Here is a 17,298-nt window from a genome sequence, read left to right on the forward strand (position 1 = left end):
CGTCGAAGCCGAGGAGGTTCCAGCTCTGCACCATGTGAGGCGGGAGAGGTGCCGTCACGTCGACCGGCTTGGCGGTGCGCGGATGCGGGATCACGATGCGCCGGGCGAGCAGGTGCAGGCGGTTCTGGATGCCGCCGGGCAATTCCCAGTTCTCGATGTCGAAGTATTTCGGGTCGCCGACCAGCGGGTGGCCGATATGGGCGGCATGCGCCCGCAGCTGGTGGGTGCGGCCGGTGACCGGCTTCAGCGACAGCCAGGCGAGCTTCTGCCCGGCCTGGTCGACCAGCGCGTAATAGGTCAGCGCGTGGCTCGCCCCCTCGTCGCCGTGCTTGGCGACCCGCATCCGCGCATCGGCGTCGCCGACCTCCTCCTTGGCGAGGTAGGTCGAGATCCGGCCCTGGCGCACCTTCGGCACCCCGGCGGCCAGCGCCCAGTAGATCTTGCGCGCCGCCCGCGACCGGAAGGTCTTGGCGAGCGTCGCCGCGGCCAGCCGGGTCTTGGCGATGATGAGGCAGCCCGCCGTGTCCTTGTCGAGACGGTGGACGAGGCGCGGCTTCTGGCCGTCCTTGTCGCGCATCGCCTCGAGCAGGCCGTCGACGTGGCGGGTGGTGCCCGAGCCGCCCTGCACCGCGAGGCCGAAGGGCTTGTTGAGCACCATCATGTCCTGGTCCTCGTAGAGGATCAGGGAGCGCAGGAAGGCGAGATCGCCCTCCGCCCGCGGCGAGTTCGGGGCCGGCGGGCGGGCCTCCAGGCTCAAGGGGGGCACGCGCACGCTGGCGCCGGGCTCGACCCGGTCGGCGGCCTTGGCGCGCTTGCCGTTCACGCGAAGCTCGCCCTTGCGCACCAGGCTCTGGATGCGGGTGAAGGGCAGCTGCGGGAAGCGGGCCGAGAGGAAGCGGTCGATCCGCATCCCGGCCTCGTCGGCCGTCACCTCGAGGGTCTGCACGCCGGTGGCCAAGGCCTCGGCGGTCGCCTCGCGGAGCGCCCGCCGGGTCGGCGGCTTCGCCTCGGGTGAGCGGGTCTTGCCCTCCGGCTCGCCGGTCCCGGCAGCCCGGCGGGGACGCGGCGCGCCGTCGGTCTCCGGTCGTTCCTCGCGGCGCGGCCGGCGCGGCGGGCGATCCTCCGACGGGCCGCGGGCGGGCTCCTCGGTCGGCGGGCCCGAGCGCGGACGCTCGGCGCGGGGCTTGGACGAAGGAGACTTGAACGAAAGAGACTTGGACGAAGGAGACTTGGACGAAGCAGGTCTCGATGAAGCCGGCTTGGCAGCCGTGGCTCCGGCCGGCGCGCGGGCGGGGGCCTCGTCGCGCTCCCAGGGGGCGGCGTCGCTGCGGTCGCGGCCGAAGGGGGCGCGGTTGGACACGACCAGGCCGGCGGCGCGCTCGGCGGCGTCGCGCGCGGTGTTGCGCGGTCCGGTGCGGGCCCGCGGCGGGCGGCCCGAGGGCGATCCGCCCGGGCCGGTCCGCGACCGCCCGGAACCGCCGCGATAAGGAGGCTTCGTCATGACCGGGCTCGTACCATCGGCGCGCGCATCCGTCACGCCCGGCGAATCACCGTCTCGTCGGGATTCGACGCCGTGGCCCGGCTCGACCCCTCACGCCCGGGAATTCTCACGCCCGGGATTCTCATGCCCGGGAATTCTCATGCCCACCAGCAGGCCCGCGAAAACCCCTCGCGGCGGCCGTAGCCCTCGGCGGTACCCGAGGCGTCCTGCTCGATGCCGAAGCGCTGGATCAGGTCGTCGGCCAGGGCGGCGAAATCGGCGGTAGCGCGGGCGCTCGGACGGCAGCGGCGCAGCGGCTGACGCCGGGCGAAGGCCTCGCTCACCGCCACGTCGGTGCGCACGCCGCGGACCATCTGTCCCGGGCCGAAACCGGTGCGGAGCTGGGCCAGGGTGTCCTTCTCGACGTTGGTGCGCAGGTCGATCCGCATCGGCGCGATGGCGAGGCCGAGCGGCGCGGCGCGGAAGCGCAGCATCGTGTCGTGGAACGAGCGGGCGAACTGACGCACGCCGTCGAGGCCGAGGGGATCGAGGGTGGTGGGCACCACCACGCCGCTGCTCGGCAGGAGCGCACAGATCATCACCGCCCGGGCGGAGGGCGGCACATCGATCAGGACGAGGTCGTAGTCGGGCAGCAGCGGCGCCAGCGCCGTCTCGAGGCAATGGCCGTCGTCGTGGCCCAACTGCCCGTTGAAGCTGCGATCGGCCGGGATGATCGCCACCCCGTCCTCCTCCGTCGCCTGCACCGCTCCGGCGAAGCTGCCGCCGCGCTGCCGCAGCGGCGTATGCGCGTTCGGTAGACCGAGCTCGGCCAACGCGCCGAAACCGAGGCCGCTGTGACCTTGGGGATCGAGGTCGATCACCAGGACCCGGTAGCCCCGGCTGCCGAATTCGGCCGCCAGGTTGACAGTGGTCGTCGTCTTGCCGGTGCCGCCTTTGCAGTTGGCGACCGAGAGAATGCGTGTGGTCATCACCGCTCCCGATCCGGATGAGACGCGATGCCGGTCATCATGACCATGAACGACAGGCGGTCAACGGACGCGGGTAGTTTCGCGCAGGATCGTCACCAAACCGTCACACCCCCGGGCGGCGCCGCGTCTGGGCCCTACGCGTCGCGCGCCCGGGCGGCACGGGCCTCCTCCCACCACTCCAGGCGCTCGGCGACGCGGCGCTCGAAGCCGCGGTCGGTCGGCGCGTAGAAGCGCTGCCGCCCGAGGCGCTCGGGCCAGTAATCCTGGCCCGAGAAGGCGTCGGGCTCGTCGTGGTCGTAGCGGTAGCCCTCGCCGTAGCCGAGCTTGCGCATCAGCTTCGTCGGGGCGTTGAGGATGGTGCGGGGCGGCGGCAGCGAGCCGTGCTCCTTGGCGGTGCGGGTCGCGGCCTTGTAGGCGGTGTAGACCGCGTTCGATTTCGGCGCGGTGGCGAGGTAGACCGCCGCCTGCGCCAGGGCCAATTCACCCTCCGGCGAGCCCAGGAAGTCGAACGCCTCCTTGGCGGCGTTCGCCACCACCAGGGCCTGCGGGTCGGCGAGCCCGATATCCTCCACCGCCATCCGCACCAGCCGGCGGGCGATGAACAGCCGGTCCTCGCCGGCATCGAGCATCCGGCAGAGATAGTAGAGCGCGGCGTCCGGATCCGACCCGCGGATCGTCTTGTGCAGGGCCGAGATGAGGTTGTAGTGGCCCTCCTGCGCCTTGTCGTAGATCGGGGCGCGGCGCTGGATCAGCTCCTGCAGGAGGGCCGCGTCCAGGATCTCGTCGGGACCCACCGAGCGCCACACCTCCTCGGCCAGCGTCAGCGCCGCCCGCCCGTCGCCGTCGGCCATCCGCACCAGCACCGCGCGGGCCTCGGGCTCGAGCGGCAGCGCGCGGCCCGTCACCGCCTCGGCCCGGTCGAGGAGCCGGGCGATCGCCGCCTCGTCGAGGGCGCGGAAGACCAGCACCCGGGCGCGCGACAGGAGCGCGGCGTTGAGCTCGAAGGACGGGTTCTCGGTGGTGGCGCCGACCAGCGTCACGGTGCCGTCTTCGACCACCGGCAGGAAGGCGTCGAGCTGGGCCCGGTTGAAGCGATGGATCTCGTCGACGAAGAGCAGCGTGCCGCGCCCCGCGACCCGCCGGGCGCGGGCCGCCTCGAACACCTTCCGGAGTTCGGCGACGCCGGAGAAGATCGCCGAGATCTGCTCGAAATGCAGGTCGGTCTCGCCGGCGAGCAGCCGCGCCACCGTGGTCTTGCCGGTGCCCGGCGGTCCCCAGAGGATCAGCGAGCCGAGGTTGCGGCCGCGCAGGAGCCGCGTCAGCGCACCCCCCTCCCCGGTCAGGTGCTCCTGCCCGACCACCTCGGCGAGGGTCGTGGGCCGCAAGGTGTCGGCGAGGGGGCGGGGAGCGTCGCGGTCGAGGCCCGCGGAGGCGAACAGGTCGGACATGCCCGCATCAACACCGCTCCGCCGCGCCGCCGCAAGGGGCCGCGCGGTGGCCCCACGGCGTCGCCCACCGTCCCGTGGCGGCGGTTCGCCCCGCCGGCCGCGCGGACCGGCGCGCCCGCGGCCCCCGACTCCCTTGCCGCGCTGCATTCTTCGGCCTAGCAAGCGGCATGCGTTTCAACTTCAACGTCGTCGGCCCGGCGAGCTTCGATCTCTGGATCGCGCCCGACGACATGCGCCGCACCCCCCGCCTGCGCGTGGTCCTCGACCGGACGAAGGAAGCCGTGATCGAGGCCTGGGTCCACTACCCGCAGCTCAAGGATTTCGGCTGGCACGCGCACGGGATCTGCGGCTTCAAGCTCGACGCCGAGAGCTGCCCCGGCCTCGATCAGGCGTCGCAGTTCGACATCTTCGACGGCGACACCAACATCCTGCTCTACCGGCACCGTGCCGGCGCGGCCTACCGCCAGGCCCGCGTGCTGGCCCTCGACTACACGATCGGCCAGGACAACCACGCCCGCGACATGCTCTTCCCGGAATTCGCGCTGGCGTATTTCGGCATCCACGACATGCACTTCGACCTGCTGCGCTGCGTCATCGACATCAAGTACGCCGACTCGATGCTGCTGCAGGGTAGTCTCCTCCTGAAGCGCTACGAGGACGTGATCCAGGGCGGCGACTACGTGAAGACGATCCTGGTGGTCGATCCCTACGTCGAACTCGCCAAGCGGATCCTGTGGCTGCGCCGGATGGCCGAGATCGGCAAGGACCCGGTCCAGCAATGGCGCGTCGACCACCTCCAGGGCCCCTGCGCCTTCGCGGCCGGCCTCGACCTCGGCAGCGTCTCGGCCCTGCGCAAGGGCTTCGACCGGATCGACATGGAGACCTACAACTGGCTCGAGAACCCGCTGACCCGCGACCTCTCCTGCACCTTCCCGGGTGAGCCGATGAAGCCCGGCCACTGGACGCTGGCGATCGAGGCGCTGTCGCGCTTCCACGTCATCGGCCACCAGCATTTCTGGGGCGCCTACACGGCGATGCTGGCCGACGTGCTGAAGCTCGAAGGCCCCGCCCCGGCCGAGCGCCGGGTGCCCGAGCCGGTGCTCGAACTCGCCGAGACCCTGAGCCGGGTCAAGAACACGATCGGCCTCGTCGAGATGGACATCAACCTCAGCGACAAGGTCTACACGATCATCGAGGCGCAGTGGGAGAAGGCGTGAGGCACGCCGGCTCCGGGGATCGCCCAGGGGCCGGCCGCGGCAAGGCCCTGCGCAGAGGGGTCAGCCGAACGAGACCGTGCCCGGCGTCAGGGTGCTCCAGGTCGCGTGCTCGATCAGCAGGTCGCTCGCCCCCAGATGCAGCAGCAGCCCGTCCGCCGTCTGCTCACCGTGACGGCGCAGCTCCGCGTCGCTGCGGATCGTGCTGCCGACGATCCTGATCCGGTCCTGCTCGACGTCGCTCAGGCGGAAATCCTCGATCGTCACGCGCCCGGATTGTCGCGCATCGACGACGAACAGGTCGTCGCCGAGCCCGCCATTGAGCAGGTCGCGGCCGCCGCCGCCGGTGAGCACGTCGTTGCCCTCGCCGCCATAGATCGCGTCGTTGCCGCCCCGGCCGTCGAGCCGGTCGTCACCCGCACCGCCAGAGAGCAGGTCGCTCGCGCTCGTCCCGGTGAGGACATCGTTCCCTGCCAGGCCGAAGACCCGCGATCCGGTCAGCGTGTCGTTCCCGGCCGTGCCCTGCATGGCGGCCGTATAGGCGACGTCCTGGTCGAGGAACGCGAAGGAGCCGTTCCAGGTCAGGTCCTCCAGGCGGTCGGATTCGATCGCGTAGCTGCGTCCCTGCCCGACGAGGCCGGCGTCGAGGAACGTCACCTGCTCGACACCCGAGACGATGTCGAGGCCGTAGGACGTGGAGAAGAAGGCGGTGGTCCCGTCCGCCAGGCGCGACACGCTCCAGTCGCGCATCGTGCCCGACACTTCGAGCGTGTCGGTCCCGCTGCCGCCCTCGATCCGGTTCTGCCCGTCGCCCGGGCGGATCGTGTCGTCGCCGGCCATGGCGTCGATGTAGTCGTTGCCGACATTGCCGCGCAGCCGGTCGCCGTATTGCGATCCGATCAGGAAAGCGGAATCCCCGACATGGTCGTGCCGGTCCGACGGGCGCTGCACGTCCTCCACCCAGGTGACGCCCCGGGTCGCGCCGGTGAGGTTGGACACGATCACCAGGCTGTCGCGCGCGGTCTCGCCGTAGAAGGCCGATTGCGTGATCCGCGCCACGGCATCGGTGGTGAGGCCCGCGACGTGGGTCGCCCAGCCGCCGGGAATGTTGTAGAGCGCGAACGGGCCGTAGGGCCAGGCCGGATTGGCATAGTCGTCGCCGAACAGGATCAGGTTGTCGGTGGAGGACTTTAGCGCGTAATCCTGACCCATCATCCCGGACGAGGCTTGCACCGTCTCGCCGAGCGAGTCGAAATCACCGGCGGTGCGATGCACGACGTCGTTCTCGTAGCCGATATTGAGGACGCGGTCGTCGCCCTCGTAAGTATAGGGGACTGCGTGCGCGATGTAGTTGCTGTCGGCGAAAAAGCCGCCGGCGAGCGTGTCGGCGTACTTCGCCATGACGTTGGTGTAGGCGGCGCCGAGCGAGTAGCCCGTGACGATCACGTCATCGGCCGTCAGCCCGTTCCCGAGCGCGTAGTCGCGGACCGCGGTGAGCAGCGGGTTCATGTTGGGAGCGATCTCACCGCTGTTGAGCTGGGTGTAATCGGCCAGGTCGACGGGCGAATTGGTGCCGGCGAATGTCACCGAGAGACGGGTGACCTGCCCGTGGGCGTCGCGCTCCTCGTAGACCTTCGCCTGTGCCCCGGAATAGGTGCGGCCGGTCAGTGGGCTCTCGATGATGTAGTAGCCGTCGCGATCTACCGCATCGGGGCCGAGACCGAGCGCCGCGGGACCGACATCCGACCAGCCGGCGGGCAATGCGACGTTGATCTGGTTGGCGGTCACTCCGGGCGGCATCGCCTGCCCGAGCGCCTTGGCCAGCGATCCGATCTGACTCTCGTAGATCGGCTGGAGTTGACCGAACACCGCCAGCCCGAACGAGGTGTTCGCCAGCTCGGCCGATTCCGCAGCGGAATACCGGCGATAGTCAAACATTCCCATAGCGACTCTTCCCCGAAGACCTCGATGCCTTCCGAATTGAGGTAGAAACGACAGGAATCAATAGGACATATTACGTAAGGAAAATCCTGCAACCATGAGAAATTGCCGACCGTTCGCGGCCATGAATTTTAAGTTGTGCGTCCGTTCAGCCGCCCGCACCAGGCGAGACGGGGACGCGACGACGGCCCGCCCTTCCCACCCGCTCCCTCATCCTGAAGTGCCCGTGAAGTCGGTCTCGCAGGAGGCTCCGCAAGCCTGCGCGATCCCTCGACACCTCCTTCGGGGCTGCTGCGAGCAGCAGTACGTGAGGACGGGATTCGGGGGCGGAGGAACCGGCCTTGCCGCTCTCGCGGCAGACTCGCGTCCCGTGTTGCCGCGCGATCGGACGCCGCTCCAGGACCACGGCTCCGGCCTCCCTGGCACGGCATCGAGCGTTCAGCACGGGGAGATTGCGACGCCGACCCGCCCAGACTCGGAATCGCCGCGTCGGCGTTGCGGGCCTGCGATATCGAACGCCCCCGTCAGGGCCGGCGATACACCCACACCCGGGCGGGCGGCAGGTTCAGCCACACCTTGTTCGAGCGGCTGGCGGTGTAGGTCGTCGACTTGGCCGGGATCGGCGGCACCACCGCGTAGGTGAACTGCACGAACGGTGCGTCGGGGTGCATCAGGTCGTGGACCGCCGTCAGCAGGTCGAGGCGCTGCTCGAGGGGCTTGGTGAAGAGCGGCAGGCTCGAGATCGTCGCGCAGGCCCGCTCCGACACGATGCCCTCGAGGGTGGCGCGGATGTTGTAGGCGTCGCCCTGGAGCACCGTGGCCTTCGGGAAGCGCCGGCGCAGCAGCTTGCAGAAATCCGGGTTGTACTCGACGAGGACCAGGCGCTCCTGGGCGATGCCGCGGCGCACGAGCGCATCGGTCACCGGTCCGGTGCCCGGCCCGAGCTCGATCACCGGGCCGGTCAGGCGCGGGTCGACATAGGACGCCATGGTGCGGGCGAGCATCCGGCCCGACGGCGTGACGGCGCCGGTGACCAGGGGGCGTTCGAACCAGGAGCGCAGGAACCGCGCCTCGTCCTCGAGGATGTCGCGCTTCGGTGGCCTCGGGTGAGGCATCGAGCCCGAGACCGCGATGGCTTTGGCCCTGGATCGGCGAGGCAAAGGCAAGACCGAAGACCCTTGAACACGCGAAAAGTCGATTGGTGAACGGCTGTCGTTCAAAGGCGCCTCGCCGTCAAGCCTGACACCCCTGCCCGAGCGCCGCGAACCCCGCAATCCCGCTCGCGCGGGAGAACGCGCAACGGATGCGCCGGTTCGCGGCGCCGGGAGGTCAGGCCCGGCCGGAGCCGCTCAGGCCGTCGAAGAACTCCTTCACCCGCGAGAAGAAGCCTGCGCTCTCGGGGTGGTTGTCGGCCTGGTTGCCGTGGCTGTCGAACTCCTGGAGCAGCTCGCGCTGGCGCTTGGTGAGATTCTGCGGCGTCTCGACGAAGACCTGGATGTAGAGGTCGCCGACGTCCCGCGAGCGCAGGACCGGCATGCCCTTGCCCTTGAGGCGGAACTGCTTGTTGGTCTGGGTGCCGGCCGGGACCCGGACCGAGGTGTGCGAGCCGTCGATCACCGGCACGGTGATCTCGCCCGAGAGCGCCGCCGTCACCATCGAGATCGGCACGCGGCAGAACAGGTCGGCGCCGTCGCGCTGGAAGAACGGGTGCGGCTTGATCGACAGGAAGATGTAGAGGTCGCCCGCCGGCCCGCCGCGCAGGCCCGACTCGCCCTCGCCGGCCAAGCGAATGCGCAATCCGTCGTCGACCCCCGCCGGCACGTTGATCGAGAGCGTGCGCTCGCGGGTGACGCGCCCGGCGCCCGAGCAGGCCGTGCAGGGATCCTCGATGATCTCGCCGCGGCCGTGGCAGGCCGGGCAGGTCCGCTCGATGGCGAAGAAGCCCTGCGCCGCCCGCACCCGGCCGTAGCCGCCGCAGGTCGGGCAGGTCTTGGGCTTCGAGCCCGCCTTGGCGCCCGAGCCGGCGCAGACCTCGCAGGTGACCGAGGTCGGCATCTTGATCGTCTCGGTCTTGCCGGTGAAGGCTTCCTCGAGGCTGATCTCCAGGTTGTAGCGCAGGTCGGCGCCGCGCTCGCGGCCCCCGCCGGGGCGTCCGCCCGGCCCGGCCCCGGGGCGCCCGCCCGGTCCGCCGCCGCCGCGGGCATCGCCGAAGAAGGTGTCGAAGATGTCCGACATGAAGTCGCCGAACTCGTTGCCGAATCCGGGGCCGCCCTGCCCGCCCTGCGAGAAGGCGGCATGGCCGAAGCGATCGTAGGCGGCGCGCTTCTGCCCGTCGGACAGGCACTGGTAGGCCTCGTTGAGCTCCTTGAACTTGAGCTCGGCCTCCTTGTCGCCGGGGTTGCGGTCGGGGTGGTAGACCATCGCCAGCTTGCGGAAGGCCGACTTCATCTCACCGTCGGTCGCGGTCCGGGCGACGCCCAGAACCTCGTAGTAGTCGCGCTTCGACATTCCCCGGTCCCCAAACCCGTCCCGCGCCTCACCGGTCGGGCATCGTCCATACAAGTCCGGTCCCCGGCGCCGTCGGGCGGCCGGGGACCGGATCGAGCTTCACATCACTGGGCCGCACGGATCTCAGATCCGTGCGGCAAGCTCAAGGCGTATCACGCCCGCTTCTTCTGGTCCTTGTCGTCGACTTCCTGGAAGTCGGCGTCGATCACGTCGTCCTTCTTGGCCTCTCCACCCGGAGCGGCGCCCGCGGCGGCGTCCGGACCGGCGGCCTGGCTTGCCGCGTACATCGCCTCGCCGAGCTTCATCGAGGCCTGCATCAGGTCGGTGGTGCGGGCCTTGATCTGCTCGACGTCCTCGCCGGCCAGGGACTGGCGCAGGGCGTCGATGGCGGTGGTGATCGCGGCCTTGTCGGAGGCCGGAACCTTGTCGCCATGCTCGGTCACCGACTTCTCGGTGGCGTGGATCAGGCTCTCGCCCTGGTTCTTCACCTCGACCAGCTCGCGGCGCTTCTTGTCGTCGGCCGCGTTGGCCTCCGCCTCCTGCACCATGCGCTGGATGTCGGCGTCGGAGAGACCACCCGAGGCCTGGATGCGGATCTGGTGCTCCTTGCCCGTCGCCTTGTCCTTGGCCGTCACGTTGACGATGCCGTTGGCGTCGATGTCGAAGGTCACCTCGATCTGCGGCAGGCCGCGCGGGGCCGGCGGGATGCCGACGAGGTCGAACTGGCCGAGCAGCTTGTTGTCGGCCGCCATCTCGCGCTCACCCTGGAAGACCCGGATGGTGACCGCGTTCTGGTTGTCCTCGGCCGTCGAGAACACCTGCGACTTCTTGGTCGGGATGGTGGTGTTGCGGTCGATGAGCCGGGTGAACACGCCGCCCAGGGTCTCGATGCCGAGCGACAGCGGGGTCACGTCGAGGAGCAGCACGTCCTTGACGTCGCCCTGGAGCACGCCGGCCTGCACCGCGGCGCCGATCGCCACGACCTCGTCCGGGTTGACGCCCTTGTGGGGCTCCTTGCCGAAGAAGGTCTTCACCTGCTCCTGGACCTTCGGCATGCGGGTCATGCCGCCGACCAGCACCACCTCGTCGATCTCGGCCGCGGAGACGCCCGCATCCTTGAGCGCCTTGCGGCAGGGCTCGATCGTGCGCTGCACCAGGTCGTCGACCAGCGACTCGTACTTGGCGCGACTGAGCTTCAGCGCCAGGTGCTTCGGGCCGCTCGCGTCCGCCGTGATGTAGGGCAGGTTGATCTCGGTCTGGGTCGCCGAGGACAGCTCGATCTTCGCCTTCTCGGCGGCCTCCTTGAGGCGCTGGAGGGCGAGCTTGTCCTTGGTCAGGTCGATGCCCTGCTCACGCTTGAACTCGGCCGCCAGGTACTCGACGATGCGGTTGTCGAAATCCTCGCCGCCCAGGAACGTATCGCCGTTCGTGGACTTCACCTCGAACACGCCGTCGCCGATCTCGAGGATCGAGACGTCGAAGGTGCCGCCGCCGAGGTCGTAGACCGCGATCAGGCCGGTCTTCTTCTTGTCGAGGCCGTAGGCGAGCGCCGCCGCGGTCGGCTCGTTGATGATGCGCAGCACCTCGAGGCCGGCGATCTTGCCGGCATCCTTGGTCGCTTGGCGCTGGGCGTCGTTGAAGTAGGCCGGGACGGTGATGACCGCCTGGGTGACCGGCTGGCCGAGATGGGCCTCGGCGGTCTCCTTCATCTTCTGGAGCGTGAAGGCGGAGATCTGCGACGGCGAGTAGGGCTTGCCGTCGGCCTCGACCCAGGCGTCGCCGCCGTTCGAGCGGGCGATCTTGTAGGGGACGAGCCCCTTGTCCTTCTGCGTCATCGGGTCGTCGTAGGTACGGCCGATGAGGCGCTTGATGGCGAAGAAGGTGCGCTCGGGGTTCGTCACCGCCTGGCGCTTGGCCGGCTGGCCGACGAGTCGCTCGCCGTCATCCGTGAAGGCGACGATCGACGGGGTGGTGCGCGCGCCTTCCGCGTTCTCGATGACCTTGGGCTGCGTGCCTTCCATCACGGCCACGCAGCTGTTGGTGGTGCCAAGGTCGATGCCGATCACTTTACCCATGGTGGGATCCCTCGTTGGTGTTTTTTAAGCAGACCGCCGAGCCCCGAAGCAGCTCGGCCCATGGCGGTACTTGTCGAATGGTGTGAGCTCGAATGGGTTGAGCCTGGGCGGGCCGGACCGGACCGCGCCTCGCCGGAGGCCGGCGAGCGGGGGCGTTCCCGCGCCGAGCCCGATATAAGAAGGCGATTTCGGGCCCGCAAGGCGAGCCGGGCCGCGCTGCGCGCGCAGTTTGCAGTGCCGTGATCCCCCCGCTCCGCCCGGGGCCGGCCGGCTCCTGCCGCACGGGGACGTGCCGGGGTACGGCAACGGTTCCGGCCGCGGTTCACGGCACGAGACACGGTCAAGCCGCCACGACAATGTTGCGGGCTTGCCACGCCCGTGCCACGGACCGCATGCTAGGACCTTGCGGGACGTCCGTCGCCGTGCCGCGTACCTGTGCCTGGAGCCTGATGCAGCCCGTTCGCCCCTTCCTCCGCCCGGTGGCCCTGCCCGCTTTGGCGGCCCTGCCCCTCGCGGCGGTCCTGATGGTGGCGCCGGCCCCGGCCTCGGCCCAATCGTTCCTCGAAGAACTGTTCGGCATCGGTCGGGCCGCCCGCCCGCCGGTGCCCCCGGCTCCGGTGCCGGGCGGCCGCGGGCCCATCGAGCCGGGCGAGGCGCCCCCCGAGGCCGCGCCCCGGCCGGCTCCGGCGCCGCCCGCGCCCCCGAAGCCCGTGGTGCTCAAGACCCCGAACGACGACGCGGTGCTCGGGCAGGAGCTGCAGCAGAACGGCAATGCCGGGTCGCTGCGCCTCGACCGCGCCGGTGCCGGCTACACCGCTCGCCTGACGCTCGCCGGCACCAAGGTCTCCCAGCCGACGGAGAGCTGCAAGGTCGCGCTCGGCGACGGCCAGCCGCTGACGCTCGCCGACCAGGGCAAGCCCAACGGCGTGACGCAGCTCGCCTCCTCCGGCCCGGCCTGCCCGCTGCGGTTCGAGATCCTGGAGGGCAGCGTGATGGTCACGCCGCTGGCCGAGGCCGACTCCTGCGTCTTCACGGCGTCGGATTGCGCCACGACCCCGAAGGGCCTGTGGGGCCCCGGCGCCGCGACCCTGCTGCCGCGGGCGCAGGAATTCGATTCGGCTCGCGGCGTCGCCGACAAGGCGGTGCGCGAGAACTACAAGGTGATGACCCAGCGCGCCCGGCGCGAGGACGTGCGGCCGATCGTGACCGAGCAGGCGGCCTTCTCGGCCGACCGGGAACAGATGTGCCGCGCCTATGTCCGCGAGGGCGCGCACGGCTTCTGCCACCTGCGCTTCTCCGAGGCTCGCGCCCTGTCGCTCGCCACCCGCCTCGGCCTGTCCGGCGCCGCTCCGACCGCGAGCGCCGCCCCGCGCCCGGCGGCCCGCCGGCGCCCCGCCCCGGCGGTGGAAGGTATGAATCCGGGCTTCGAGGCCGGCGCGCAGGACCAGTAGCGCGCTGCGGCCCTGATTGCCGGGTTTCGCCAAGAGCGGTTTTTCGACGAAGTGGGCACCGGTTCGTCGATCGAAAATGCGGCAGATTCAATGACCTGGAGCAGTGCCCGGTCGCAAGGCGATCGGGCGCTGCTCTAGGCGTGGCCGGCGGTGGTCGAGAGCATGGCCGGCTCGATGCCGATGCCGCGCAGGGCCCGGTCGTACTTCGTCTCGAGAGTGGTGTTGAAGATCAGGTCGGGATCGGCCGGGCAGTGCAGCCAGCCGTTGGCCTGGATCTCGCTCTCGAGCTGGCCGGCCTGCCAGCCGGCATAGCCGAGCGCCAGCACGGCGCTTTCCGGGCCGCGGCCGTCGGCGATCGCCCGCAGGATCTCGATCGTCGCGGTGAGGCAGATGCCCTCGTCGATCAGCAGGGTCGATTGCTCGATGTGGAAGTCGGGCGTGTGCAGCACGAACCCCCGGCTCGATTCGACCGGGCCGCCCATCAGCACCGGCATGTGGCCGATGCGATGCGGCAGCCGGATGGCGTCGTCCTTCTCGATGATGTCGAGCTGGACCAGCAAGTCCGGCATGTTGAGGTCGGAGGCCGGCTTGTTGACGATGATCCCCATCGCCCCTTCGGCCGAATGCGCGCAGAGATAGATCACCGAGCGCGAGAACCGCTCGTCGGCCATGCCGGGCATCGCGACGAGCAGCTGCCCGTCGAGGTAGCTCGGTGCGCCGCGGGGCGAGGCCTCCCCGCTCTCGGCAAGCGGATCCGGTGCCCCGCCGGGGGGATCCTGCGAGGGATCTTGGGACAGAAGGTCCTGAGGAAATCTGCTGCGCATGACGTCCATGCTACCCCCCGCTCCGGCGTTGTCCATAGCCCGCCGCCGGGGGTGAACGCGCACCGGGGCCCGGCGGCTCCCGCACCGCTTGCCGCGGGCTGTCCGAGGGGCCGCCTCGACTCGCCGCCTCGACTCGCCGGAACGGCCGCGCTAGACCCCGGCCGGGCTCGAGGTCCCGCTGGGGCCGGCCCGGAACGTTTCCAGGAGAGCCACGATGACGATCCAGGTCGGCGATCACCTGCCGCAGGCGACCTTCCGGGTCATGGGCCCCGAGGGCCCGGTCCCGAAGACCACCGACGACGTGTTCAAGGGCCGCCGGGTGGTGCTGGTGGCGGTGCCGGGCGCCTTCACGCCGACCTGCCACCGCAACCACCTCCCCGGCTACGTCACCCGGCGCGACGAGATCCTGGCCCGCGGCATCGACGCCATCGCGGTGACCTCGGTCAACGACGTGTTCGTGCTGGAGGCCTGGTCGAAGTCGGCCGGCGCCGAGGGCATCGAGTTCCTGGCCGACGGCAACGGCGACTTCGCCAAGGCGCTCGGCCTCGACATGGACGGCACCGGCTTCGGCCTCGGCATCCGCTCGAAGCGCTACGCCATGGTGGTCGAGGACGGCGTGGTGCGGGTGCTCAACGTCGAGGACGCGCCGTCGAAGGCGGATGTGTCGGGGGCGGAGAATCTGCTGACGGCGTTGTGACCATCGCCACAAGCCTCGCCGGTCGCGGCCGGCGGGGCGCCCACGCCGTCAATGGTTCACGACACGGATCGGGTTGAGGACGGCGAGCCCAATGAAGTCCTTCTCATTGTCGGTGACCACGACACAGCCGTTCGCTTCGGCGACCGCAGCAATGATGGTGTCGAGCGCACTGCGCGGCCGCCCGGCATTCTTACCGTCCGCCATCATCCGCGCCCATATCAAGCCAGCTTTCGAGTCGAATGGAAGGATGCGGCCCGCAAATAGTGCCCATGGTCCTTCCGCACCGGAGAACCATTGGGCGAGTGCATCACGCTTCCGACCCGGCGCCTTCTCAAGAGTACCCCGCTGGACTTCGGCAATCGTCATCGACGCGATGAAAAGATCGTCGTCGCGTTGCGTAGCCATCCAAGCGAGTAGGCTCTCGGACGGTCGCGGCTTGACGAGGTTACTGATGATGTTGGTGTCGAGCAGGTAGCGGATCACAGGTCGACGGTACGCCCCTCTTCGCGAGGCCTATCGAGGTCGAGGTCGGCGCCGACGAGGGGGGACCGGCGCAACGCCGCGAGGATGCCGCCCCGCTTCGGTGGTTTCTCGGTGATCGCGCGGTCGACGAGCGCACGCAGTCGTTCGGCCTCCGGTCCGTCACCAGCCAGCCGCCGCGCCAGGGTCCGGATGAGGTCGCGATCCGCATCACGTCCACGGACCTCGAAACGCGCAAGGCCCTGCGGGTCGCGGGCGCTCTGCGCATTCTGGTTAGCCAGCTTGCGATAATTGCTCACGGTCGATCTCCGGGCGACTTCCTGCAAGGTGACCATGTCGGGCGGAGCGCACAAGCTCGGCTGGCGCAGGAGCTTGCCGATCGAAGGCGAAGGTATCAGAGCTAAAAAACGCCGATGGCGCCAAGCCCGGCATTGTCATTCCCGATCGGCGATTTTGAAGATAAATGGAGCGGGCGAAGGGATTCGAACCCTCGACCCCAACCTTGGCAAGGTTGTGCTCTACCCCTGAGCTACACCCGCTCACTGTGACGGGCCTGATCGAACTTGGAGCGGGCGAAGGGATTCGAACCCTCGACCCCAACCTTGGCAAGGTTGTGCTCTACCCCTGAGCTACACCCGCCCAAACTCGTTCGGCCTCGTGGAAAAACTGGAGCGGGCGAAGGGATTCGAACCCTCGACCCCAACCTTGGCAAGGTTGTGCTCTACCCCTGAGCTACACCCGCTCGCTGTTTTCCGCCGGCGTCACCGTGGCGGCGCCGATGAGCGGCATAAACACCATTCCGCCGGGGAGCGCAAGAGGTTGCGGAGCCGGCTCCGCGGTGTCCTCTCCGGGGTCCCCGAGCGGCCCCTTCCCTACCAGGTCGGCGACGGCGGCAGGCCGTTCTGGATCTCGGCGAGGCGGGCGCGCGTCGCCGGGGTGGTCTCCGGCGGCGGGGTGTCGAGGGGGAAGAAGCCGGTCTCGGCGATCTCGCGGTCGGGGCGCTTGGGCTCCGGCACCGTGAAGGCCCGGGCGACGTAGAGCGCGACGTGGTCGCGCCCCGCGCCGATCCGGTTGAGGTAGAAGCCGTGCAGGGCCGGCGGAACGCCCGGATCGAGCACGATGCCGGTCTCCTCGCGAAATTCCCGGGTCACGGCGTCGAGGGCCGTTTCCCCGGGCTCGATGCCGCCGCCCGGCAGGTGCCAGCCGGGCATGTAGGTGTGGCGCACGAGGCAGACGCGGTTCTGCGCGTCGATCGCCGCCCCGCGCACGCCGAGGGTCATCCCCCGGGTGACGCGCCAGACGAGGTGGGCGGCCCGCATCATCAGGGCCTGTCGGCGCGTCATCCCGGAATGTCCCTGTCCTAGACGACGGTCAGGCGGATCTCGCCGACGCCCTCGATCGACCCGACCATGGTCTGGCCGCGGGTGACCGCGCCGACGCCCTCCGGCGTGCCGGCGAAGATCACGTCGCCGGGTTCCAGCGCGAAGTAGGTCGACAGATAGGCGATCTGCTCGGCCACCGACCAGATCATGTCGGAGAGGTCGCCCTTCTGGCGCACGACGCCGTCGACCGACAGGGTGATGGCGCCCTTGGCCGGGTGGCCGATGACCGAGGCCGGCTTCAGGGTGCCGACGGGACCCGAGAGGTCGGAGGCCTTGCCGAGCTCCCACGAGCGGCGCAACGCCTTGGCGTCGTCCTGGAGATCGCGCCGGGTCATGTCGAGGCCGACCCCGTAGCCGTAGACGTGGTCCAGGGCCTCCTCCACCGGGATGTCGCGCCCGCCCTTGGCCAGCGCCACCACCAGCTCGACCTCGTGGTGGTAGTTCTCGGTCTTGGGCGGATAGGGGTGCTCGACCGTCCGGCCGTCCGGCACGACCTGGAGCGCGTCGGCGGGTTTCATGAAGAAGAACGGCGGCTCGCGGGTCGGGTCGGCGCCCATCTCCCGGGCATGGGCGGCGAAGTTGCGCCCGACGCAGTACACCCGGCGCACGGGAAACAGGTCGTCGGTGCCTTGGATCGGGAGCGCGGTGCGCGCCGGGTTCGGGATCACGGAGAGCATGGGGCTGCTGTCTCGGGCGAAGTTTCGCGATGGGCCGCGCATCTTGGTAAAATGGCCGGCCGACCGTTATCTAGAGAGTGGTTCCGTGGTGCGCCATCCCGCCCCGCCGCAACCCCCTCCTTCGTGATGCGC

General features: G+C 69.9%; 15 protein-coding genes and 3 tRNA genes. 3 read left to right on the forward strand and 15 right to left on the reverse strand.

The annotated features are described in order from the left end of the window. From QR78_RS22375 to QR78_RS22385, 3 genes are all read right to left on the reverse strand, one after another. Window positions 1–1,501: RluA family pseudouridine synthase (locus QR78_RS22375; RefSeq protein ID WP_048429795.1), on the reverse strand; the 1,501-nt coding region annotated here is incomplete at its 3' end. A gap of 137 nt (window positions 1,502–1,638) precedes the next feature. Next, a complete protein-coding gene (locus tag QR78_RS22380; protein WP_053221043.1) occupies window positions 1,639–2,469 on the reverse strand; it encodes a ParA family protein in 831 nt (276 codons plus the stop codon). Between the two features lie 134 nt (window positions 2,470–2,603). Next, window positions 2,604–3,917: a replication-associated recombination protein A gene (locus tag QR78_RS22385; protein ID WP_048429796.1), complete on the reverse strand. Its 1,314-nt coding sequence runs from the start codon at window positions 3,915–3,917 to the stop codon at window positions 2,604–2,606. A 167-nt stretch (window positions 3,918–4,084) separates the two neighbouring features. Here QR78_RS22385 and QR78_RS22390 point away from each other — a divergent pair, with 167 nt between their 5' ends. Continuing rightward, entirely contained in the window at window positions 4,085–5,134 is a 1,050-nt protein-coding gene (locus QR78_RS22390) for a hypothetical protein (protein WP_048429797.1), read from the forward strand. A 60-nt stretch (window positions 5,135–5,194) separates the two neighbouring features. Here the strand turns inward: QR78_RS22390 and QR78_RS22395 are convergent, their stop codons facing one another. The 4 genes from QR78_RS22395 to dnaK all read right to left on the reverse strand — a co-directional run bounded on the left by QR78_RS22395 (window position 5,195) and on the right by dnaK (window position 11,655). Continuing rightward, the gene (locus QR78_RS22395) at window positions 5,195–7,075 is read right to left on the reverse strand and encodes a calcium-binding protein (RefSeq protein WP_053221044.1); all 1,881 of its coding nucleotides are present in this window, start codon (window positions 7,073–7,075) and stop codon (window positions 5,195–5,197) included. Between the two features lie 521 nt (window positions 7,076–7,596). Beyond that, complete coding sequence (locus tag QR78_RS22400) at window positions 7,597–8,238, reverse strand: class I SAM-dependent methyltransferase (RefSeq protein ID WP_048429798.1); 642 nt, start codon at window positions 8,236–8,238, stop codon at window positions 7,597–7,599. Window positions 8,239–8,401: 163 nt separating this feature from the next. Next, window positions 8,402–9,580, reverse strand: a complete 1,179-nt coding sequence (gene dnaJ / locus QR78_RS22405) for a molecular chaperone DnaJ (RefSeq protein WP_048429799.1) — start codon at window positions 9,578–9,580, stop codon at window positions 8,402–8,404. A gap of 152 nt (window positions 9,581–9,732) precedes the next feature. After that, window positions 9,733–11,655, reverse strand: a complete 1,923-nt coding sequence (gene dnaK / locus QR78_RS22410) for a molecular chaperone DnaK (RefSeq protein ID WP_048429800.1) — start codon at window positions 11,653–11,655, stop codon at window positions 9,733–9,735. A 449-nt stretch (window positions 11,656–12,104) separates the two neighbouring features. On the opposite strand from dnaK, the gene QR78_RS22415 reads away from it, so the two are divergent. After that, window positions 12,105–13,106: a hypothetical protein gene (locus QR78_RS22415; RefSeq protein WP_048429801.1), complete on the forward strand. Its 1,002-nt coding sequence runs from the start codon at window positions 12,105–12,107 to the stop codon at window positions 13,104–13,106. 134 nt (window positions 13,107–13,240) lie between these two features. Here QR78_RS22415 and QR78_RS22420 read toward each other — a convergent pair whose 3' ends face one another. Then, on the reverse strand, window positions 13,241–13,939 hold the full coding sequence (locus tag QR78_RS22420; protein WP_280137057.1) for a YqgE/AlgH family protein: 699 nt from the start codon (window positions 13,937–13,939) through the stop codon (window positions 13,241–13,243). 205 nt (window positions 13,940–14,144) lie between these two features. On the opposite strand from QR78_RS22420, the gene QR78_RS22425 reads away from it, so the two are divergent. After that, window positions 14,145–14,627: a peroxiredoxin gene (locus QR78_RS22425; RefSeq protein WP_048429802.1), complete on the forward strand. Its 483-nt coding sequence runs from the start codon at window positions 14,145–14,147 to the stop codon at window positions 14,625–14,627. 48 nt (window positions 14,628–14,675) lie between these two features. On the opposite strand, the gene QR78_RS22430 is transcribed toward QR78_RS22425, so the two are convergent. The 7 genes from QR78_RS22430 to QR78_RS22460 form a co-directional block, all read right to left on the reverse strand. Beyond that, window positions 14,676–15,110: a type II toxin-antitoxin system VapC family toxin gene (locus QR78_RS22430; RefSeq protein WP_048429803.1), complete on the reverse strand. Its 435-nt coding sequence runs from the start codon at window positions 15,108–15,110 to the stop codon at window positions 14,676–14,678. Then, window positions 15,107–15,406, reverse strand: a complete 300-nt coding sequence (locus QR78_RS22435; RefSeq protein ID WP_048429809.1) for a hypothetical protein — start codon at window positions 15,404–15,406, stop codon at window positions 15,107–15,109. Before QR78_RS22435 ends, QR78_RS22430 begins: the two co-directional genes overlap by 4 nt. A 165-nt stretch (window positions 15,407–15,571) precedes the next feature. After that, window positions 15,572–15,646, reverse strand: a tRNA-Gly gene (locus QR78_RS22440). A gap of 25 nt (window positions 15,647–15,671) precedes the next feature. Next, a tRNA-Gly gene (locus tag QR78_RS22445) sits at window positions 15,672–15,746 on the reverse strand. A gap of 28 nt (window positions 15,747–15,774) precedes the next feature. Continuing rightward, a tRNA-Gly gene (locus QR78_RS22450) sits at window positions 15,775–15,849 on the reverse strand. A 130-nt stretch (window positions 15,850–15,979) separates the two neighbouring features. After that, window positions 15,980–16,450: an NUDIX domain-containing protein gene (locus tag QR78_RS22455; RefSeq protein ID WP_048429804.1), complete on the reverse strand. Its 471-nt coding sequence runs from the start codon at window positions 16,448–16,450 to the stop codon at window positions 15,980–15,982. Between the two features lie 17 nt (window positions 16,451–16,467). Then, window positions 16,468–17,166, reverse strand: coding sequence for a fumarylacetoacetate hydrolase family protein (locus QR78_RS22460; RefSeq protein ID WP_048429805.1), 699 nt, complete (start codon window positions 17,164–17,166; stop codon window positions 16,468–16,470). Window positions 17,167–17,298 lie beyond the last annotated feature (132 nt).

Source organism: Methylobacterium indicum, from assembly GCF_001043895.1.
Lineage (GTDB): Bacteria > Pseudomonadota > Alphaproteobacteria > Rhizobiales > Beijerinckiaceae > Methylobacterium > Methylobacterium indicum.